Annotated in this window: 17 protein-coding genes; 16 read left to right on the top strand and 1 reads right to left on the bottom strand. The window is 57.7% G+C overall.

The genetic code is table 11. The features are described 5' to 3' along the window. Positions 1–28 precede the first annotated feature (28 nt). The 11 genes from AU11_RS04810 to AU11_RS04755 all read left to right on the top strand — a co-directional run bounded on the left by AU11_RS04810 (position 29) and on the right by AU11_RS04755 (position 15,614). Positions 29–2,437 (top strand): TonB-dependent receptor domain-containing protein, encoded by a 2,409-nt coding sequence (locus AU11_RS04810; protein WP_231491543.1) that lies wholly within the window; start codon positions 29–31, stop codon positions 2,435–2,437. Between the two features lie 285 nt (positions 2,438–2,722). Then, positions 2,723–4,045, top strand: coding sequence for an efflux transporter outer membrane subunit (locus AU11_RS04805; RefSeq protein ID WP_051686960.1), 1,323 nt, complete (start codon positions 2,723–2,725; stop codon positions 4,043–4,045). 15 nt (positions 4,046–4,060) lie between these two features. Then, the gene (locus tag AU11_RS04800; RefSeq protein ID WP_197023763.1) at positions 4,061–5,026 is read left to right on the top strand and encodes an efflux RND transporter periplasmic adaptor subunit; all 966 of its coding nucleotides are present in this window, start codon (positions 4,061–4,063) and stop codon (positions 5,024–5,026) included. A 29-nt stretch (positions 5,027–5,055) separates the two neighbouring features. Beyond that, positions 5,056–6,599 (top strand): IS3 family transposase gene (locus AU11_RS04790; protein WP_156035073.1). Its coding sequence is split into 2 segments (ribosomal slippage): positions 5,056–5,527 and positions 5,527–6,599, totalling 1,545 coding nucleotides; the frame shifts between segments, so codons are not numbered across the junction. A gap of 92 nt (positions 6,600–6,691) precedes the next feature. Next, the gene (locus AU11_RS04785; RefSeq protein WP_051686958.1) at positions 6,692–7,183 is read left to right on the top strand and encodes an efflux RND transporter periplasmic adaptor subunit; all 492 of its coding nucleotides are present in this window, start codon (positions 6,692–6,694) and stop codon (positions 7,181–7,183) included. Continuing rightward, on the top strand, positions 7,180–7,911 hold the full coding sequence (locus tag AU11_RS04780) for an ABC transporter ATP-binding protein (RefSeq protein WP_043316861.1): 732 nt from the start codon (positions 7,180–7,182) through the stop codon (positions 7,909–7,911). The genes AU11_RS04785 and AU11_RS04780 overlap by 4 nt, the downstream gene beginning before the upstream one ends. Continuing rightward, on the top strand, positions 7,898–9,118 hold the full coding sequence (locus tag AU11_RS04775; RefSeq protein WP_043316857.1) for an ABC transporter permease: 1,221 nt from the start codon (positions 7,898–7,900) through the stop codon (positions 9,116–9,118). Before AU11_RS04780 ends, AU11_RS04775 begins: the two co-directional genes overlap by 14 nt. A 278-nt stretch (positions 9,119–9,396) precedes the next feature. Next, on the top strand, positions 9,397–10,371 hold the full coding sequence (locus tag AU11_RS04770; RefSeq protein ID WP_043316852.1) for an efflux RND transporter periplasmic adaptor subunit: 975 nt from the start codon (positions 9,397–9,399) through the stop codon (positions 10,369–10,371). A gap of 4 nt (positions 10,372–10,375) precedes the next feature. Beyond that, positions 10,376–13,507: an efflux RND transporter permease subunit gene (locus AU11_RS04765; RefSeq protein ID WP_043316850.1), complete on the top strand. Its 3,132-nt coding sequence runs from the start codon at positions 10,376–10,378 to the stop codon at positions 13,505–13,507. 66 nt (positions 13,508–13,573) lie between these two features. Next, positions 13,574–14,806 carry an MFS transporter gene (locus AU11_RS04760; RefSeq protein ID WP_043316847.1) on the top strand — a complete coding sequence of 411 codons (1,233 nt, stop codon included), beginning with the start codon at positions 13,574–13,576 and terminating at the stop codon, positions 14,804–14,806. Positions 14,807–14,918: 112 nt separating this feature from the next. Then, positions 14,919–15,614, top strand: a complete 696-nt coding sequence (locus AU11_RS04755) for an alpha/beta fold hydrolase (protein WP_197023762.1) — start codon at positions 14,919–14,921, stop codon at positions 15,612–15,614. Between the two features lie 4 nt (positions 15,615–15,618). Here the strand turns inward: AU11_RS04755 and AU11_RS04750 are convergent, their stop codons facing one another. Then, entirely contained in the window at positions 15,619–17,004 is a 1,386-nt protein-coding gene (locus AU11_RS04750; RefSeq protein ID WP_081847935.1) for a Na+/H+ antiporter NhaC family protein, read from the bottom strand. A gap of 346 nt (positions 17,005–17,350) precedes the next feature. On the opposite strand from AU11_RS04750, the gene AU11_RS04745 reads away from it, so the two are divergent. The 5 genes from AU11_RS04745 to AU11_RS04725 all read left to right on the top strand — a co-directional run bounded on the left by AU11_RS04745 (position 17,351) and on the right by AU11_RS04725 (position 21,961). Next, positions 17,351–17,959, top strand: a complete 609-nt coding sequence (locus AU11_RS04745) for a PepSY-associated TM helix domain-containing protein (RefSeq protein WP_043316842.1) — start codon at positions 17,351–17,353, stop codon at positions 17,957–17,959. 19 nt (positions 17,960–17,978) lie between these two features. Then, on the top strand, positions 17,979–18,512 hold the full coding sequence (locus AU11_RS04740; RefSeq protein WP_081847934.1) for a DUF2271 domain-containing protein: 534 nt from the start codon (positions 17,979–17,981) through the stop codon (positions 18,510–18,512). A gap of 68 nt (positions 18,513–18,580) precedes the next feature. Beyond that, positions 18,581–19,411, top strand: a complete 831-nt coding sequence (locus AU11_RS04735) for a DUF4198 domain-containing protein (protein WP_043318183.1) — start codon at positions 18,581–18,583, stop codon at positions 19,409–19,411. Positions 19,412–19,434: 23 nt separating this feature from the next. Beyond that, entirely contained in the window at positions 19,435–21,000 is a 1,566-nt protein-coding gene (locus tag AU11_RS04730) for an NADPH cytochrome P450 oxidoreductase family protein (RefSeq protein ID WP_051686957.1), read from the top strand. Between the two features lie 49 nt (positions 21,001–21,049). Further along, positions 21,050–21,961: a dienelactone hydrolase family protein gene (locus AU11_RS04725; protein ID WP_043316841.1), complete on the top strand. Its 912-nt coding sequence runs from the start codon at positions 21,050–21,052 to the stop codon at positions 21,959–21,961. Positions 21,962–21,968: the final 7 nt, after the last annotated feature.

Raw genomic sequence — 21,968 nt, 5'->3', positions numbered from 1 at the left:
AGGATGATTAGAAAAGGGGTTTGAAAGGATGAAGGGCATCAAGAGCCAGGGTTTTAAATGGAATTTATTGGCGGCCGCTGTTGTGGCGAGTCAGGTGGCGGCAGTAGCGCAGGCTGATGACGCCGCTGCCACGGAATCTGCCTCCGACGCGAGTATGGAAACCGTGGTGGTAACCGCGACCGGTTTTGAGCAGAAAATAACCGACGCGCCTGCCAGTATCTCGGTGATCAGTGCCGATGATCTGAAGACACGTCAGTTCACCAATTTATTGGATGCGGTGAAATACCAGGAAGGTGTCGATATCGGCAGTACCCGGGATAAGACCGGTCAGGGCTCCATCAGTATGCGCGGCCTCACCGGTGAATACACGCTGGTACTGATTGATGGTATCCGTCAGAACAATCATGGCGATATTTATCCGAATAACTTTGGTGGAAATCAGTTCAACCATATTCCCCCCCAGGACACCATCGAGCGTATCGAAGTGATTCGCGGCCCCGCGTCCACCCTTTATGGCGCGGATGCACTGGGTGGTGTCATCAACGTGATCACCAAGCGCCACACCGAAGAGTGGGGCGGCGGTATGACGTACGGCCGCAGTCTGCAGACCAATGACGATTTTGGTGATGATATCACCACGGATTTCAATGTGGTCGGGCCGATTGTTCCCGGTGTGCTGACCCTCGGCCTGCATGGCAGTGTGTACGAGCAGATGGCCTCAAGTCCGGAATTCCAGCCCGCGGTTGATCCGAGTGGCGGAATACACGTGCGCTCAATGGGTTTCGGCAGTGGAGGTCGCACTGTGGACAGCACTGCCGAACAGTTCGGCTTCAGCCTGTCTTGGAGCGCCAGCGATAACCAGTTTGTGCGCTTCAACTACGACACCTCTGAGCAGTCTTACGACAACACTCCCACCTTTGATATCAATACCGGTGAAATTACTTATCCACTGGGTACCAAAGACAATATCGAGTCTGTCTGGCGCGACAGTGGCGGCCAGGTTCAGCCGCGCACTGGTTACGCGGCCGATCAGATGTTTACCCGCGACTGGTGGTCCCTGAGCCACGAAGGGGATTGGGGCTTTGCCACCAGCAGCGTCTCTCTGAGCTTTGTTGATACCAACAATGAAGGCCGTACCCTTCCGTTTACCGTAGCCGAACGTCTTGAACTTCAGGAAATGTATGACGGCACCGGTGAATACGCTGGCATGGATGAAGACGCGCGCAAAGCATTGGCGGAAGCCACTTTCCTGCCGCGCCCGCAGCGTACCCTGGCCAGCAACCAGTACACTCTGGATGCGCGCCTGGATGTCCCCCTGAGCAATATGCTGGGAGAGCATATGCTGGTGATTGGTGGCCAGGTGATTGATGGTGAGCTGGAAGACGATGTTTTTGGTATTGAAGACAACGCGGCCGGGGGTGTTCAGGAACAGAAAATGTACTCGCTGTTTGTTGAGGACAACTGGACGCCGGTTGGCGACATGACCCTTACCGCCGGTGTGCGTTACGACAACCATGACACTTTCGGAAGCCAGGTTTCGCCGCGCCTTTACAGCGTGTATTCGCTGACCGATAGCTGGACCGTAAAAGGTGGCGTCAGCACCGGTTACAAGACCCCGCAAACCACTGATCTCTACGACGGGATTACCGGGTTTGGTGGCCAGGGCACGTCGCCGTTCGCAGGTAACCCGGAACTGAAGCCGGAAACCAGCGTAAACAGTGAAATTGCAGTCTACTGGACTGCGCCATCAGGGGCGCACAACTTCAACGCTACCCTGTTCCAGACAGATTTCGAAGACAAGATTGCCAGTGGCGACACAATCTTCAGCTGTGAGCGCACCGGTGGTGTTCGCCCCTGTGTGAACCTGGGTGAATATGACTCTCTGGGGTACGAGTCCTACAGCCAGAAAATCAATGTGGATGAGGTGGAAATCCGTGGTCTGGAACTGGCTGGGCAGGTATCTCTGGCGGCAGACTGGTCTTTGCGCGCCAACTATACCTGGACTGACAGTGAGCAATTAAGTGGTCCGGAAGAAGGGCAGCCGCTTACCAACACCGCAGAGCACATGGCCAATGCCACGCTGGACTGGCAGGCGACGGGCGATCTCTCTGTGTATCTGCAGGCCGAATTGCGCTCCGACCGCTACCGCAGCTGGGATAACGTGCTCGACAAGCCCCTGTACTTTGAAAACTACGAGGTATTGAATCTGGGTGCACAGCTGCAGATCAACGAGTACGTCTCTGTGAACGGCCGCATCAATAACCTGCTGGATGAGGATTTCACTTCGTACAGTACCTCCTATACCGATCTCAACGGCGATGGTGTTTACACCTATGCGTCGGGCCGTGGTGCAGTGAGCGAAGTGGTCTTTACCGATGATTACAACGTGAAGGACAAAGCACGAAGCTTCTGGGTGGGCGTTAACGTGTCCTTCTGATCGGGCCGGGTGAAGCACCATTTGGTGTATTGCTCGACCAATTGCGATACCTGCCTCAGTGGCAGTGGGTATCGGCCAAAAAATACCGGTGGTTATGGATAACCGCCGGTTTTTTTTTGGTAAATCGACAGGTCTATTCCCGGTATTTTTAACGTAATTTACATCGGGTTAACCCTTCTTTACGGATAACTCGGCCATCATGTAGATCCCTTTTTCAAGAACCTGTTATTCACCGTGCGCCAACTATCCTACCGTCAACGGACGACGTTAATCCTGCTGTTCGCAATGGCCGCTCCAGCGCCACTGTATGCCGCTCCGGAGTCCACCGAGCCTGAATTCTCTGACGCCCAGACGCTGGCGAGTATTGAATCGGCGGAGCAGACCGCTGTTGTAACGGCCGACTGGTGGCAGCAGTTCGACGATCCCCTGATGGTTGACCTGATCGACCGTGCCGTTGCTGCCAATCCTGATCTGCACAGTGCCCAGGCTGCGGTGCGGGCAGCCAAATCTCAGGCGGCGATCACCGGTGCCACCTTGAAGCCCGAGCTGGATGGCAGTACTTCCGCATCCCAGAGTGATGGTCGCAGCAGCTACGGTGCAGGCGTGGATGCCGGGTGGGAGCTGGATATATTCGGCGGTAACCGCGATAGCCTTCGCGCCGCCGAAGCTGACCTGGCGGCAACGACTGCCGGTCTGCAGGACATACAGATTTCTCTGGCCGCCGAAGTGGCCACCAATTACATCACTCTACGTCAGGGCCAGGCACAGGCAGATATTCTCGTCCGCAATCTCGCTGCGCAGCGGGAAACCGCAGAGTTGATAGAAGCCCGCTACAGAGTCGGGCTCGACAGTGAATTGGAATTCACTCAGGCCAGGTTAAGTGTCGGGCAATTGCTGGCGCAGTTACCGGAACAGGAAAAAGTGGTCAGCCAATCCATGCATAGCCTCGCGCTCCTTGTTGGTGAAGAGCCGGACGCATTGATCGCGCAATTGCGCACCGTTACCGGCGTACCCTATATGGCGCACCTGCACGGGAATCCGTCAATTGACGCCGAGCTGGTGCGTCGCCGCCCGGACCTCCGTGCGGCGGAGCACGCGGTGGCCGCGGCCGCTTTCCGCCGGGATGCGGCAGAAGCAGATCGCTATCCGAGCTTTCGACTCGGTGGCGCGTTGAACTTCAGCAGCCTGGATGCCGCGGATCTGTTTGATTCCGCAAATCTTGTCCGATCACTGCTCGGCTCCATTAGCGTACCTCTGTTTAATGGCGGTCGTCTGAAAGAGCAGGTAAACGTGCGCGATGCGCAGCATGAGCAGGCGGTAAATCAATATCGGAAAACACTGCTTACCGCGCTCGGTGAAGTGGCGGACGCCCAGGTGGATATGGTCAGCAGCGAACAGCGAATTCCCCAATTGACAGAGAATCTGGTGATGGCGCGGGATACCCTGGATCTGGCCTTTACCCGTTACCAGGCTGGTGCGGTGAACTTTCAGACGGTGCTCGACAGCCAGCGTCAGGTGTTAAGCGCGGAGGAAGCGCTGCTGCATGCCCGGGTAGCCAATTCCCTGGCCGCAATCAATCTGTACCGCGCGCTTGCCGGCAGCTGGTAATTCGAGAATAAAGACATGGAGAATCAATCGATGAGTGATCGCCACCAGTCGGTCCAGGAAATGCTGGCGCAGTCTGGCAATAGACACGGTTTTTTTACCGGGCTGAAATCGAGATGGAAGAGTGCGAGCATTACCCGTCGCAATAAAATCGGACTGGGTGTCGTCGGTGCGGCCGCAGTGGCCTACTGGGGATGGAGCAGTTTCTTTAGCGCGGGCGGCACGCCACAGTTCAGCACCGCAACCATCGGTCGTGGTAATCTCGAGGTCTCGGTAACCGCGACCGGCAATCTGCAGCCGGTCAATCAGGTGGATATCGGTACCGAAGTATCCGGCACGGTGGAAACGGTTTCCGTGGACTACAACGATCAGGTAAAAAAAGGTCAGGAGCTGGCCCGCCTGGTTACTGTGCAGTGGCAGGATCAGGTGCGCAAAAGTTCCGCGGCATTGGCGTCTTCCAAGGCAAGTCTGCAGCAGGCCGAGGCCTCGCAGATTGAAGCCGCACAAAACGTAAAGCGTTTACTGGATTTGAGAGAGGCCACCGATGGTCGTTTGCCATCGCGCGCTGAACTGGAGGCCGCAGAGGCGGCGGACAGACGTGCCCGGGCCGACGTTGCCGTCGCCGAAGCCAACGTGGAATCCGCCTCTGCGGATCTGGCGTCGGCAGAAACCAATCTTGCCAAGGCGATTATCGTTTCACCGGTGGATGGCGTGGTGCTCTCGCGCGTGGTGGAGCCTGGCCAGACCGTGGCCGCGTCACTTTCCGCCCCGGTGTTGTTCACCCTTGCTGAAGACCTGTCGAAAATGGAGTTGGAGGTCAGCGTGGACGAGGCGGATATCGGCAAGATGTCCAAAGGGTTGAATGCGACATTTTCCGTTGATGCCTGGCCTGGCCGGGAGTATCCCGCCACGGTCACCCGTGTGAGTCTTGGCTCCAGTATTGTCGATAACGTGGTGTCCTATTCCCCCTATGTGTCAGGGTAGTTGTCGCCTGAACTTTTCAGAGGACAACCATGCCCCACTATTCACCTGAACGTAAAGAGGCCATCCTCAAGAAGATGGCGCCGCCTCACAGCATGACCGTTGCCGAACTGGCGAGCCAGGAAGGCATCAGTACCGCTACCCTGTACAATTGGCGTAAAGCCGCCAGACAACGAGGTGCTGTTTTGCCTTCCAACTCTGCTACTCCCGATAATTGGAGTAGCGAAGAAAAATTCAAAGTCGTCCTTGAAACTGCCCCAATGACTGAGGCGGAGCTCAGTGAATACTGCCGCAAGAAAGGCCTTTACCCCGAGCAGATTGAGGCCTGGAAAACGGCCTGCATGTCAGCCAATGCTGTATCTGACGAGCAGTCTAAACGCAACCAAAAGGCCAGTAAGGCCGAGAAAAAGCGTATCAAAAAGCTTGAGGCAGAGCTGCGACGTAAGGAGAAGGCGCTCGCTGAAACCGCTGCGCTCCTCACACTGTCAAAAAAAGCCGAGGCGATCTGGGGCCACAAAGACGAGGACGAATGACCAGCCTCCCAGATCGCCAGCAGATCGTTGCTCTGATTGCCGAAGCCAATCGCAGCGGAGCCCGGCTGGCCAAGGCCTGTGCCTTGCTGAACTTGAGCGTACGCACCTATCAACGCTGGGTCACTGACGAGGTTGTCAGGGAAGATCAGAGGCCCGTGGTGCCGAGGCCGGAGCCATCGAACAAACTGACGGCTAAGGAGCGTCAAGCCGTAATAGCCCTGTGTAATCAACCTGAATACCGAAGCTGCCCTCCAGCATTTATTGTTGCTGACCAGCTGGATCAGGGCCATTATCTCGCCTCTGAATCAACGCTCTACCGGGTTTTACATGAATACAATCAAGTCCACCGTAGAGGCCGCCAGAAGGCGCCGGAGCGGAAGCGAGCAGCGACCACACACAAAGCATCAGAACCAAACTGTCTGTGGTCGTGGGATATCTCGTGGCTACCAGGACCAGCATGCGGAACCTGGTATTACCTTTACTTGGTTATGGATGTTTACAGCCGGAAAATTGTCGGCCATGAGGTGTATGAGCGTGAGACCGGAGAGTTGGCTTGTGAGTTTATCGAGAAAGCCTGCTGGCGTGAGCGCCTGACGGCGAAGAGCAAGCCGCTTGTACTGCACTCCGATAATGGTAGCCCCATGAAGGCGGCGACATTCCTGGAGAAACTGTATGACCTTGGTATAACCCCCTCGAACAGCCGCCCCCGAGTGAGCAACGACAATGCCTACTCTGAGTCATTGTTCAAGACGCTGAAGTTCCGACCGGGCTTCCCGGCAAGTGGCTTCAAAACGATCAATGAAGCTCGGAACTGGGTGCTGGCGTTTGTGCGATGGTACAACACCGAGCATCGCCACAGTGGCTTGAACTACGTAACACCTGAGCAACGCCATAATGGAGAGGCTCACGAGATACTGATTCAGCGCAGAGTTGTGCTTGAGGCTGCGAAGGCCAAGAACCCTCGACGCTGGTCAGGAGAAACCAGAAACCTCAGCTTGCCGGAGTCAGTAATGCTGAACCCGGACAAGGCGGTAAATTGTTAAAGAGCTGATACCTTAAACGCGACAACTACGTTGACAGATACCGTTCCACGCTGCTGTCCGTAGATAATCCGGATCAGACTCTGCGCCCGGGGATGACCGCAACAGCCACGATTACCACGGAATCTCGTGAAAATGTTCTGCTTGTACCTAACGTCGCGCTGCGTTTCACCCCGCCAGCGGAGTTGATGCCGGATATGTCCCCCCGTGGAGAGCAAGGCGGTGAAGGTGCCGGTGGCCGTCGCGGAGAAAATGGTGAGCGTCCTCGCCGTGAAGGTATGGGGGCGAGAACCAGGGGAGACGGTGAGCGGCAGCGCAGTGGGAATAATCAACCCGGTGGCGTGTTCTCCCAGCTGATTTCCGGTCCTCCTCGTGGATTCCGTGGCTCACGTGACCGCAATCAGAAGCGCACTTCTTCGGTTATGTCCAACCGCGGGCCACAACGTGTGTGGGTGATGGAAAACGGCGAATTGAAACCCGTGCGTGTGCGTACCGGCATCAGCGATGGACGTTATACAGAAATCATCGGCGGCCGCCTGGAAGAGGGTGCCGAGGTGATTACCGGAATGACAGGAGCGCGCGGATGAGTGCACTGCTGGAATTTTCCGGAGTCACCAAAAGTTATGGCCAGGGCAGTGCCGCATTTCAGGCGCTGCGCGGTGTCGATCTCATAGTGGAAGAGGGCGATTTTGTCGCGGTGATGGGCCCCAGTGGGTCCGGTAAATCCACCGTGATGAACATTATCGGCTGCCTGGATATTCCCACCACCGGTGGCTATCGCTTTCGCGATGTACAGGTGGAATCGCTGTCCCGCAATGAGCGCGCTCTGTTGCGCCGGCATTTTCTCGGCTTTGTTTTTCAGGGGTTCAACCTGCTGGCCCGCACCTCGGCTCAGGAAAATGTCGAATTGCCGTTACTGTATCGCGGCGAACCGGCCGATGTACGCGCCGCGGCCGCAAAGCGTGCGCTGGCTCAGGTCGGGCTTGCGGGGTGGGAGCACCACACCCCGGCGGAACTTTCCGGTGGCCAGCAACAGCGTGTGGCCATCGCCCGGGCCATCGTCACCAGCCCCACTCTGCTGCTCGCAGACGAACCCACCGGTAACCTCGATACATCTCGTAGTCACGAAATCATGGAGCTGCTGGTCTCTCTGAACCGCGATATTGGCATCACCGTATTGATGGTGACTCACGAAGAGGAAATGGCAGCCTACGCACGCCGCATGGTGCACTTTGTCGATGGCCGTGTTGCCCGGGACGAAACGCAAGAATCGCGCGTGCGAGAAACGGGGGAGTACGCCAATGTTGTGGAGTAGTCTGCTGCTGGCGGTGCGCGAAGTGCGCCGCAATATCCTGCGCTCTTTCCTCACCGTGCTCGGTATTGTGATCGGAGTTTCGGCGGTTATCACCATGGTGACCCTGGGCAACGGCGCTACGGAATCCGTACGCGAACAGGTGGAAAAACTCGGTAGTAATCTGCTGATGCTCCGCCAGAGCCGGTTCCGCCGCGGGCCGCCGGGCAGTGCCGGCTCTTCTGGTCCGCCGCCGTTCAAGCTGGATGACGCCGATGCGATTCGCTCCTACATTCCTGGCGTGGCCGCGGTGGCGCCAGAGCTGGAAGTGAGTACCACTGTCGTGGCCTATTCCAACAACTGGTCTACGGAAGTTGTCGGCAGCAATACGGAATACTTCACCGCCGCCAATTGGGAACTGGAGGCCGGGCGCTTTTTCAGTGAGGAAGAGGCGCAGATGGGGTCTACCGTGTGTGTGATCGGGTCTACCATTCGCGACGAATTATTCGGCGAGTCTGCTACACCTGTGGGCGATATCCTGCGGGTGAAAAATTTTTCCTGTGAAATTATCGGCGTGCTGAAATCCAAAGGGCAAGCGCCCATGGGTGATCAGGACGATAAGGTAATTATGCCCCTCGGTGCCGTACAACGGCGCCTGGCGGGCAGCCGGCGCAATATCGACACCATTCTTGTATCCGTTGTCAGTGCGGAACAGATTGACCAGGTGAAGGCGGAAGTTACCCAGTTGATGCGTGAACGCCGCCGGCTGTCGGAAAATGAAGAGGACGATTTCAATGTGCTCGACACCCGACAGATCGCTGACGCACTCTCCGGTACTACGCAGGTACTTGCCGGGCTGCTGGCTGCGGTGGCTTCTGTAAGTCTGCTGGTGGGTGGTATCGGGATCATGAACATCATGTTGGTGTCCGTGACCGAGCGGACCCGGGAGATCGGCATTCGTCTTGCCATTGGTGCGCTGGAGCGGGAGGTACTTCTTCAGTTTCTGATTGAAGCGGTAGTGTTGGCCGCGCTGGGTGGATTGATGGGTATTATTCTTGCGACCGTCGCATCGGTGGGGTTGTCACTATTAATGGGGCTTCCATACCGGTTTGACGTGGCGATCAACCTGATTTCTTTTGTGTTCTCTGCGGGAATTGGCGTGTTGTTCGGCTATATGCCCGCCCGTCGGGCGGCACAGCTGGACCCGATTGATGCTTTGCGGCACGAGTAATGAAATTGGTCATATAGGTCGTACTTGAAAACCGCCCAGAAAATGGAAACGGTCATAGAGAGCAGGTAGTCTTGGCAGCCGGTACCGGAGTGCCAATCGAATAAATATTTTTAATCAGCGGAATAAATGGCCGCTATTAACCTGTTATTAAAGCTGATTTCCAACCTGGTGATTTCTCAATGCCAAGCTCACCCTTGTCCGCTCACTTCTTCTCAACTTACCGGGCTTTAACTGCTGGGGTTGCGATCTGCCTGACTCTCTCGGGTTGCAGTCGAGATGTGGAGGCGCCCGCTGACGGCGAGCGGGCACCGGCCGCTCAACCGGTAGTGACCGAGGTAGTGGAGTGGCAGCCGCGCAATGTGCGGATTGAAGCCGTAGGCACGTCCAGAGCACTGAAAAGCGTCACCGTACATCCGGAAGTCAGCGGCGAGGTTGTGGAAGTGACCTTTGCGGCGGGAGACAGGGTAAAGGCCGGGCAGACCATTGTGCGCCTGGATGATCGCGACCAGCGTCTCGCGGTACAAATCGCCAGTGTGGAACTGGAAGATGCCAAGCGCCTGCACAACCGCTACCAGCGTACCCGCGGTTCCGGCACCGTGACCGAAAGCGTGCTGGACGATGCGCAGAGCGCGGTCGAGCGCGCGCGACTCAATCTCGATCGGGCGAAAGTTGCGCTGGACTATCGCAGTATCGAGGCGCCTTTTGACGGTTACCTGGGCATCAGCAATATCGACCCCGGTTCCCGCGTAGATACCACCACCGCGATTACCACCATCGATGACCGAAGCAAATTACTGGTGACCTTTCAGGTGCCGGAACTGTTTCTCGGGCAGATTCAGCAGGGGCAGGAGATCGCCGTCGCCACCTGGTCCAATGGCAGCGCGGATCACACCGGTCAACTGGTAGAGATCGACAGCCGCGTCAATCCAGAGACTCGTACCTTTGCGGCCCGCGCCCTGGTGGTAAATGACCGCGATCTGCTGCGCCCGGGGATGAGTTTCCGCGTGACGCTGAATCTGGAAGCCGGGCGCTATCCGCTGATTCCGGAAGTGGCCCTGCAGTGGGGTAATGATGGTGCGTTTGTGTGGGGTGTGAACGACGAAAAAGTCACGCGGATTCCCGCCACCATCGTGCAGCGGGTACCCGGGGCCATTCTGGTGGAGTCCGATCTGCCTGAAGGTATGCAGGTGGTTACCGAAGGTACCCAACGCATGCGCGAAGGCCTGCGTGTTACCAATATCGCGGGGCTTTAATACCATGCGCGATCAGAATAAACCCGCTGAGGTAAGCGCGAATAGCGCGAAACAGGATCTCGCCTCTCTGGCCATCCGGCGTCCGGTGCTGGTACTGGTGCTGAACCTGCTGATTGCCATTGCCGGTATCGCTGCGTTCAGCGCGGTGGAAGTGCGTGAGTTGCCGGATGTGGATGTGCCCATCGTTTCTGTACGCGGCACCTTGCCCGGCGCCTCGCCGGAAACCCTGGATTCCGAAGTCACCAGTATTGTGGAAGGCGCGGTGGCGCGGGTTTCCGGCATTCGCCAGATTGAATCTTCCAGTGAGGAAAACAGCTTCCGCATCCATATCGAATTCAATTCCAATGTGGATCTGGATACCGCCGCCGCCGACGTGCGCGAAGCGGTCAGCCAGGCGGAGCGCAACCTGCCCAGTGATGTGGAGCAGCTGACGGTCGTCAAGGCCGCGGATCAGCCGGAGCCGGTGGTGCAACTGGCGGTCACCAGCGACACCCTGCGTGATGAAGCGCTTACCTACATCATCGAAAAAGACATAGTCCCCGAGCTGATTTCCATCAACGGCGTGGCGGACGTGCCCATCTCCGGGCAGCGCCAGCGAGTACTGCGGGTAGTGCTGGATCCATTGCGCCTGACAAGCTTTGGCCTTTCGGTGAGCGACGTGGCCGACGTACTGCGCAACGCGCCGCTGGATGTGCCCTCCGGCAGTTTCAATTCCGTGGATCAGCAGTTACTGGTGCGCACCGACGCGTCCACGGTGACCGAAGAGCAGGTGCGTGAAACTACTGTCCGCGGCGATATCCGTATCGGCGATGTGGCCCACGTGTCCTTCGGACCGGAAGATGTGCAGTCCCTGGTGTACTTGAATGATCGCCCGGTGATTGGTCTGGGGGTGGTGCGCCAGGCACAGAGTAATACCATCGAAATCAGCGATGCGGTGCATCGCAAAGTTGCGTCCCTGAACAAGCGCTTCAACAATCTTTCTATCACCGTCACCGAAGACCGCGCCGTGTTTATCAAGGGGTCGGTGAAGGAAGTGGTCACCAGCCTGTTCTACACGGTGCTGATTGTGATCGCCGCCATCTGGCTGTTTTTCGGCAATATCCGCACCACCCTGGTTCCCAGTACCGCTATTCCCATCGCACTGATCGGCACGCTGGCGGGCATCTGGATGATGGGTTTCTCCATCAACATCCTGACCCTGCTGGCCATTGTGCTGGCCACCGGCCTGGTGGTGGATGATGCGATTGTGGTGCTGGAAAATATTCAGCGCCTGCGTGGAATGGGCATGGGCGCGCGGGCGGCAGCAGTGCTCGGTACGCGCCAGGTCATTTTTGCGGTGCTGGCTACCACTGCGGTGCTGGTGAGCGTATTTATTCCCATCGCTTTGTTGCCCAGTACCGCCGGGCGTATGTTCCGTGAATTCGGCATGGTACTGGCGACCGCCGTGGCACTGTCTTCCATTGTGGCGCTGACGCTGGTGCCGATGCTCACCGCGCGGGTCACCCGCAACGAGCAGTCCCAAGGCGGCAATAAAATCTACCAGCGGATTGCGGCACTGGGCGAACGTCTCGCGAACATTTATCAGCGCAGTCTGGAAGCCTGCCTGCGCCGCGGCTGGATCAGTTTTGCGGTGGCCATGTTGCTCGCGGTGGGCGCCGGTGCCCTGTACACGGTGATCGGCAAAGAGCTGTTGCCATCGGAAGACCGCGGCATTCTCTACGTGAATGCCACCGGACCCGACGGGGTAGGGCAGAACTATATCGCCCGTCAGGCGGAACATATCGAGGATGTAGTGCGGCCACTGGTAGAGCGCGGTGATATCACCGATATCATGACCAAGATTGGTCAGTGGGATCCCAACCGCGCACAGATTACCTTGCCACTGGCGGACTGGGATGATCGCACGGTTTCGCAGCAGGATATCAAGCGGGAAATCCAGGGCCCACTGGAGGCAATCCCCGGTGCCCGTATCCGCGTAGGCAGCCCCAATAGCCTGTCGTTACGTGGCGGCGGTGGTGGTATTGAGGTGGCGTTGCTGGGGAACGATTACGGACGTATTTATCAGGCCTCCAGGGATTTGGCCCGTGCCATGGAAGATCGGCTGCCGCACTTCGGTCGCCCGGAAATCAGCTACAGGCCCACGCAGCCACAACTCTCTATCGAAATTGATCGCCGCCGCGCAGCGGATCTCGGTGTGCCCCTGGACAGTATCGCGACGACTTTGCGCACCGTCGTGGATGGCCTCGATGTAGTGGACCTGAATGTGGGTGACCAGGCGGTGCCCATCATGCTGGAAACGTCCAACACCACCGTCTCCTCGCCGGAAGACCTGGTGAATCTCTATGTGAAAAGTGAGCGCGGTGACCTGCTGCCACTGTCCAGTATGGTGAAACTGCGCGAAGAAAGTGTCGCCGCCGAACTGGACCGCCAGGGTCAGCGCCGCGCTATCGAGATCGACGCGGGCCTGGAGCCGGGTTATCCCCTGGCAAGTGCGGTGGAAGATATTCAGAAACTGGCAGACGAAATTTTGCCGGAAGATATTGGCCTCGCGTTTCTCGGTGAGGCAGATTCCCTGGAAGAAAGCTCCCGTGAAGTGGCCATGACCTACGCCATTGCCGCACTGGTGGTATTCCTGGTGCTGTGCGCGCAGTTTGAAGGTGTCAGCAGTGCGGTGATTGTGATGGTCACCGTACCTTTCGGTTTGGCTGCGGCGGTGTACGCACTGTTTTTTACCGGCACCACCATCAATATTTTCTCGCAGATCGGACTGGTGATGTTGATCGGGTTGATGGCCAAGAACGGGATTCTGCTGGTGGAATTTGCCGATCAGTTGCGGGACAAAGGCCACAGTGTCTATGACGCCGTGACTGAAGCGGCGCGGGTGCGCCTGCGTCCCATCGCCATGACCATGCTGTCCACCGTGCTGGGTGGTTTGCCGTTGATTTTAAGTAGCGGCCCCGGCGCGGAAGCGCGCTCCGCCATTGGCTGGGTAATGTTTGGTGGCCTGGGGCTTGCCGCGCTGTTTACCCTGTATCTCACACCGGTGGTGTACCTCGGCCTCGGTCGATTCCACAAGCCGCGCTCGGTGGAAAGCAGTTTGTTGGATACAGAGTTGGAAGATGCGCTGAAGGGGTGAAGTTCGGTCTTGTCGAGTGCGAAAATTCGTTATGCTTCAATTTCTATCAGAAACTGAAGTCGCATCATGGCCTTTGAGGTACTGAAAGACCGCAACTACGCGCTGTACCTGGGCGGGAATACCGTCTCCTGGATTGGTACCTGGATGCAGCGCACGGCCATCGGCTGGCTGTCGTGGGAGCTGACGGAATCCTCAAGCTGGGTGGGCCTTATCGTGCTCGCCCAGTACCTGCCTCTGGTATTTATCGCGCCGCTGTTCGGCGTGCTGATCGATCGCATGGATCGCCGGCGCTATGCCATCGTCTGCCTGCTGGTGCAGATCCTGCTTAATACCGGACTCTTTGTTACCCACGCGATGGGTTTCCTCAATATTCACGCGCTGCTCGCCTGTTGCGTATTGCTGGGTATTGGCAACGCCGCCTATCAGCCGATCCGGCTGACACTGATTCACGATATTGCCCCGCGGGAATACCTGACCCAGGCTATTAGCCTCAATGCCGTGGTGTTCAATGTCACCCGTGTGGTGGGGCCGGCAATGGGTGGTATTTCCATCAGTACCATCGGCGTTGGCGGCACCTTTCTGATCAATACCCTAACTTTTCTCGGTACGCTGTTTTCCCTTCTGGTGGTGTATATCCGCCCGACGGCCCGCAGCAGCAAGGGCGGCGGTGTCTTCTTCCAGCTATTGGAAGGGCTGCGTTATATCAACAGCGTGCCGAAATTTCTTGAGCTGTTTGTGCTCTCGGTGGCCATTGCCGCCTTCGGCCGCGGTGTGCTGGAATTGTTACCGGCGTTTGCCGGTGGCGTCTTCGAGCGCGGCAGCAGCGGGCTCGCCACCCTGATGGCGGTAGCCGGTGCCGGCGGCATTGTGGCGGGGGTACTGCTGTCCGGAACGACCAGGCGCAGCACCCTGGTGACTTTCATTTCGGTGGGCTGTGCACTGCAGGGACTGTTTGTGGCGCTGCTTGGTTTCTCCAGCCTGTTTTTACTGGCCGCACTCAGTATCTTTGGCATCGCCGCCATGTCGACCCTTGCCAGTATTGGCATGCAGGCGGCACTTCAGGCGGATCTCGACAGCGCATTTCGCGGTCGTGTGGTCAGTATCTGGGGGATGATCACTGTGGCCGGCCCGGCACTGGGAGCGTCGATCCTCGGTGCTCTGGCGCAGGTAACCGGACTCCCGGCGGTGGCGATAATCAGTGGCGTGTTGTGTACGTTGATCTGTATTGGCGTAATGTGGCGCAGCCGCTTTTTCCCACTGGGAGGGCGCGGCCTGAAACACACATCTGATGCGCCTTGACTCTAGGGGCCACCTGCCCGTCGAGACAAGACACAACAGCTGCACGCTTCAGACCACGCCAGGGGTGTTTCGGCAGCCTGCTAAACACTGAATTTTTTGAATGGAGAATCCCGTGAGTACCGCCGCCTCAATTGCCCTTATTCCCGGTTTTATGCTGGATGAAACACTGTGGGATGACTTTCGGGATTATCTGCCCCGAGATTGGAGTGTTCATACCGCTTCTCTCGGCGACGGCCCAACCATTCGCGATATGGCGACCGACATTGCCGACCGCCTGCCGCAACGATTTGTCCTGATCGGATTCTCTCTCGGTGGCTATATCGCCAGACAGCTGGCTGCGGATTATCCGGAGCGGGTGGAAGCGTTGGTGCTTGTTGCCAGCTCGCTGCGTGACGACACCACACAGCAGAGGAAAACGAAAATGCAGGCGGTGCAGGCGCTAACCCCGGAGCGATTCCGGGGACTGAGCAACAGCACCATTGCCCATTCGCTGCACCCGGATAATGTCGCAGACAAGGCTCTGGTTGCGAGGATCAAGGAAATGAGTCGCCGCTTGGGCTACCGGGCACTGGCAACGCAATCGGCGCTGGATCGCTCTCAGGTTCCGGCGCCAGCAATTGATTGCCCGACACTGGTGATCGCCAGCGCAAACGATGCCCTGCGCTCACTGGAAGAAGCAGAAGAACTGGCGGTGGCAATTCCCAATGCCGAGCTTCAGCTGATCGAAGGATGCGGCCATATGATTCCGCTGGAGCAGCCGCAGGCGCTTGCTGAATCCATTCAGCGCTGGTTTGGTCAGCAAAGATAACGAATTAGTTTTTGTCTGCGGCCGACTTTTTTGTAGACCGGCTGCTGAACAGCCCGGTCAAAATGGAAATCAACGCACTGATCCCCAGCAGCCAGCAGTAGTGAATACTGCCCGCCAATGCCAGCGGCGAGACTTTTGCCAAAGACGATGCCAGCAGTATCTGTGCACCGTACGGTAGCAATCCCTGCACGGTGCAGGAATAAATATCCAGCAGGCTGGCGCTGCGACGGGGATCCACGCCGTAGCGGTTGGCCATATCTTTGGCGAGCTGCCCAGTCAGCAAGATAGCCACGGTATTATTGGCGGTACAGACATTGGTCAGCGCCACCGCGGTGCTGATACCCAGCTCGCCGGTTTTGCGCCCGGGCTTACCGCGGCTGCAAAGCTGGCTGATTCTGTCGATCTCTCGGCCCAGCCAGGCCAGTCCACCACCGGCGTGCATCAGGGCGCCGAGTCCGCCGATCATCAGCGACAGAATCAGAATCTCCTGCATACCGGTATAGCCCGCGTAAATATCCTTGGACAGAGCCGCAATGGAATAGTCCGGCTGCAATCCCGCTCCAATGGCACCGGCCAGCAGAATCCCGATAAACAGTACCAGCAGTACGTTCACGCCACTGACCGCCAGTACCAGCACCACGATATAGGGCAGCACCCGAATCAGTTCGTAGTCCCCCGGCGCCGTTACCTGCGCGGTTGTGCCGGAGAAGTACAGCCAGATCAATGCGACCACCGCGGCGGGCAGGGCGATCAGCAGGTTCATGCGGAATTTATCCCGCATCTTTACCCCTTGAGTGCGGGTGGCGGCGATGGTGGTGTCGGAAATAATCGACAGGTTGTCACCGAACATGGCCCCGCCCACCACGGTGCCGATGGCGAGCAGCATCGGCAACTCCGTCGCATCGCTGAGGCCTACCGCGATGGGCGCGATGGCGGCGATGGTGCCCATGGAGGTGCCCATGGCAGTCGCCACGAAGGCAGTGATCAGAAACAGCCCAGGCAGCACCAGCGTGGGTGGAATAACGCTCAAGCCAAAATTCACCGTGGCATCCACACCGCCAACGGCCTTGGCCACACTGGCAAAGGCCCCGGCGAGCAGGTAGATCAGCACCATGGTGATAATGGTCGGGTCACCAACACCCTGGATAAAGGTATCGATACGTCGGCTTAGGGAACCCTGGGCGAGCAGGATCGCCAGGGCAATGGCCGGCAGAATCGCCACTGGTGCGGATACCTGATAGAAGGCCATCTCAACGCCCTGGCACTGATACCAGAGGCCAGCACCAACGAACAATGCAAGGAATAGTAATAGGGGTAGTAGTGCAAGTACCGTTGGTTTGGGTGTGGGCGAGGAGGTGGGATGTGCCTGTTGCACTGAATTTTGAGTCATTGATACCGCTTTGACCGTTGGGTTTGACGTTGGTGTAGGAATCAAAGGGCGCGAATTTTAAACAGTAATCGCAGCTCCGGCTAAGAACTTGCGGGCGTTTCGCGGTTCAGTCTCGTTATATCGCATGACGGTGGGACGTTGTGCGCCCGTTTCTTTACAGATTTTTACCTTTCGCAGCCGTGGAAGTCTTTGATGTTGTTAATGAGATACATTATCATTCCTGGTTTGCTCACCCGTGTTTCGGCTAGATTGCCGCAAACGCTATAACCAGCGCTTCTCAGAAGAACCTCTGGCGTGGCGCAAAACTTTCAGGTACAGAATAAGTAGTTTCGGGGGCGGAACCAACGTGGCTTTTTCTCTTGGGTCGGTGCGACAGTGGCACTGGATTAGTTCTGCTGTCTGTCTTGTGGGGATGTTGTTGTTTGCCGTCACCGGGGTCACGTTGAATCACGCCGCTGAAATTCCGTCGACGCCAGAAATTGTCAGCCATGAAGGGCAGGTGCCAGATGCTCTGATCGAGGCGGTACGCAACCTTGCCAGCGATGGAAGGGAGCAGCGGATTCTCCCGGGTGTGTTGAAGAAGTGGCTTGCCGCGGAGTATCAGATACATATCCCGCGCGCGCGCCGCGGGGAGTGGGACGGTGGAGAATTCTATCTGGCCCTGCCGCGCCCTGGCGGCGACGCCTGGTTTTCTCTGGACACTGAGAGTGGGGAGTTTATCTACGAAAGTACCGACCGCGGCTGGATCGCGTACTTTAACGACTTACATAAGGGGCGAGACACCGGTACGGCCTGGCGTTGGTATCTGGATCTCTTTGCAGTCGCCTGCATCGTGTTTTGCCTTACCGGGTTTTGGCTGTTATGGCAGCAGTCCTCCCGGCGGGTCTCTACCTGGCCAATTACTGCCCTGGGGGTTCTGATTCCCCTGGTCATCGCGCTTGTTTTTATTCACTGATTATTAAACTGGAATAAGCATGGAAAGAAAGCTGTTCAAAAGTCTCCCGGGCATGGCCGCCATGGGTGCTCTTTTTCTGACAATGGGCGCCCAGGCGGAGAACCTGCAGGTAAGTATCGAAATCCCACGATTGAGCGTGGCCGAATACCACAAGCCATATGTGGCGGTATGGCTGGAAGACGAGTCCCGCAGTGCCACCCAGATTGCCGTGTGGTACGACGTGGAAATGCGCAATAACGAAGGCGAGAAATGGCTGAAAGACCTGCGCCAGTGGTGGCGTCGGGGTGGTCGTTCTCTGGATGTTCCGGTAGATGGCATTACTTCCGCTACCTACGGTCCGGGTGAGCATACATTCGAAGTATCCATCAACGGCAGTGACCTGGCTGATCTGGCGCCGGGAAAATACCGGCTGCGGGTCGAGGCAGCTCGGGAAGTTGGTGGTCGCGAGCTGGTGGAAATTCCACTGACATGGCCACTGGAAAAATCCAGCTTGCCGCTGTCGGTCAAAGGGAGTGAAGAGCTGGGCCAGGTGCGCATCGCACTGCAGCCCTGATCCTGGCATCCCTGACTGACGAAATCTGACCTGAATCTGAAATGACCGATACTGATAAGGACACACCCATGAAATCGAATTTCGCAAGTGTACTGGTTGCTGGACTGTTGGCGGCTGGTGTTGCCATGCAGGCCGAGGCGCACCGCGTATGGATTCTACCGAGCAGCACCGTGCTGTCTGGCGATGACCCCTATGTCACCTTCGATGCAGCCGTTTCCAATACCATTTTCTTTCCGGATCACGTGGCGATGGGCGTTGACGCCGTCACCGCAACGGCACCCAACGGCAAAACCGTAGCCCTGGAAAATGCGTCCCGTGGTAAATATCGCTCTACCTTCGACGTGCAGCTGAAAGAAGAAGGTACTTATAAAATTGGCCTTGCATCTTCCGGTTTGCGCGCTTTCTGGAAAGATGCAGAGGGCAAACGCAAGATGTGGCCAGGGCGTGGCCAGCAAGCCAACGATGCCGAGTTTGAGACCGCGGTGCCAAAGGATGCCAAGGATCTCCGTGTGACCCAAAGCTCCCGTCGGGTTGAAACTTTTGTGACCGCGGGCGCGCCGACCAACGATGTCTTGAAGCCTGAAGGGGTTGGCCTGGAACTGGTGCCGGTTACTCACCCCAACGATCTCTACGCCGGTGAGGAAGCCAGCTTTGAGATGCTGATCGATGGCGAACCGGCAAAAGGCGTCGAAATCGTATTGATTCCCGGCGGTTCCCGGTACCGCGATTCGCAAAACGAAATCAAGGTCAAGGCTGACGCGGAAGGTCGTTTCAATGTGACCTGGCCGAGCGCTGGCCAGTACTTTATGGAAGCGGAATACGAGGATGATAAAGCCAGGGCGCCGGCGACTGTGCGCAGTGGTTCCTACTCTGCAACTTTTGAAGTGCTGCCCCTGTAAAGCCAAAGCCACGGAGCCAACCAGTGACCGAGAATCAGCGCATTGCTCTTGCCTTGGGCTGCACGCTGCTCTGGCTTCTATGGGTGGCGTACCTGTACCTGCGCCACCGCCGGGCAATACCCCGCGCCCACCGTCAGCAAGACCCGGTAGAGGGGCATGTTCTTATCGCCTATGCGAGCCAGAGTGGAACTGCCGCAACACTGGCGCGTCAGAGTGCAGATCACCTCGGGGCATCACGAGCGGTTACCCTATTGCCTCTCAGCCAGGTTTCTTCGGAGACGCTGCGGGTCGCGCGCAAGGCGTTGTTTGTCGTGGCGACTTATGGTGAGGGTGAAGCGCCAGATAACGGTCAGCGATTTGCCAGGAAATTCTTGGCAAATCCCAGTCGTAGCGGCGCTGGCGTGGGGGCACTGGACCTCTCACATCTTTCCTATTCCGTAATTGCTCTGGGGGACAGTACTTACGAGCGCTTTTGTGCCTTCGGACAACGTATGTTTGATGGTATGGCACAGCTGGGTGCCAAGGCTCTGGAGCCCTTGCATAAAGTCGATAGTGCGCTGGGGGATCCCAGCAGTGTTGTCCGTGCAATGCCCCAATGGTTCCGTCCGGTGCCAGCGGCGGTTTCCCCCGGTAAGGAAGAGGCTCTGCAGCGGCGCGTCTGGTGGCGCCTGGCCGCGCGTACCCTGTTGAACTCCGGAAGCCCAGGCGAACCACTTTTCGAGCTTACCCTGCGAGCGGTCAGCGACTGGCCAAAGTGGCGTGCCGGCGATATTTTTGAGTTACAGCCTCGCCAACCCCGCGCATTGGTTGCGGAGTGGCTGGCACAACATCAGCTGGATGCCAACGAGTGGATAGTTGTTGGTAAGCGCGGCCAGACCTTGCAGGCATGGTTGCGCGAGCGCTGGCTTCCGCGTGGTGGCTTCAATCGGGAAAAATTGCTGAGCGGTGATTTCTCCGAGTTTCCACGGCTACCGGTGCGCGAGTACTCGGTGGCTTCCAGCCACTCTGAAAAAGTGCTCAAGCTGATCGTGCGACAGCAGTCCGATGGCCAGGGAAATCTGGGGCTGGGGTCCGGTTGGCTGACTGAATTCTGTGAGGTCGGAGAGCTGTTTGCCGGTCGCTTGCGGGAAAACAGCCGTTGCCACACCCCGGACCACAGTCGTCCCTTATTGTTGATTGGTGCCGGCAGCGGCCTCGCCGGCCTGCGCGCGCAAATAGCGGAGCGGAGCGCTCAGGCCGCTTCTCCGGGCAGTGCCGGGCCCGTCTGGATGGTGTTTGGTGAGCGTTGTGCCAAAACGGATCGCCCACTGATGGAGGAAGTTGATACCTGGATGACACAGGGCACGCTCTCCCGCTGTGATCGTGTTTTCTCCCGGAGCGAGTCCGGCGAACCCGGATATGTGCAGGATTTTCTCGCCCGCCATTCCCAGGACCTTTACGGTTTCGTTTCCCGCGGTGCAGACATTTATGTATGTGGGAATCGGGAGGGAATGGGCGCGGGCGTGGACCGCACTCTGCGGCAAGTGCTGGGGGACGCGGAAGTGGATTCACTTCTTGATCATGGCCATTACCGAAGGGATCTGTACTGAATTCGGCTTTTCCAGTAGGGTCATGCTCATTCAATAAAAGGAGTGGGTTATGTGTGACGAGCTGAATAGCAAAGATGCCGAATCCTATTTTTTGCAGCATGGGTCTGGTAAAGGGGTAAGCCGCCGAGGGTTTGGGCGCCTTGGGATTGGTGCCGGACTGTTGGCCTTGCTGCCTTGGTCCGTATCCGCACAGAATGGAGCCAAGGTTGTCGAGCGCAAGGTCATGGTACCCACACCGGATGGTGAGGCTGACTGCTATTTCGTACACCCGACAGAAGGCCGTCACCCGGCGGTAATACTGTGGCCGGATATTTTCGGTATGCGCCCGGCATTCCGTGAAATGGGCAAGCGCCTGGCGCAGTCCGGTTATTCGGTCCTGGTGGTAAACCCCTACTACCGCACCATGAAAGGCCAATTAGTACCGGATGATGCAAAAATCATCGGTCCGGAGTTGCGCAAAGAGGTATTCCCCAAAGGCCGCGAGCTCGCCGGCACGCTTTCTCCTGCGACCTGTGTTACTGACGGCAAGGCGTTCATTGCCTGGCTGGATCAGCAGCCGTCGGTGGATCCCCAGAAAAAAGCCGGCACCGCCGGTTACTGCATGACCGGCTCCTACACCTTCCGCCTGGCCGCCGCCATGCCGGACCGCTTTGGCGCTGGGGCCTCCTTCCACGGTGGCGGCCTGGTGACGGATGCTGCCGACAGTCCGCATCGCCTGATCCCGGAAATCAAAGCCAATTTCCTGGTAGCCATTGCTGAAAACGACGACGAGCGTCAGCCCGAAGCGAAAGACGAACTGCGTAACGCCTTCAAGGCCGCGGGCGTGGATGCCACCGTGGAAGTCTACGATGGCGCCATGCACGGCTGGTGCCCGCCGGATTCCATGGCGTATAACCCGGCTCAGGCAGAGCGTGCCTGGCAGGAAATGCTGAACCTATTTGCCCGCTTGGAAAACCGCTAGAGGTCAG

The sequence above is a fragment of the Microbulbifer sp. HZ11 genome (genome assembly GCF_000708675.1).
Classification (GTDB): Bacteria; Pseudomonadota; Gammaproteobacteria; order Pseudomonadales; family Cellvibrionaceae; genus Microbulbifer.
The sequence above is the reverse complement of the archived record's forward strand: the minus strand, read 5'-3'. Positions and strand labels throughout refer to the sequence as shown.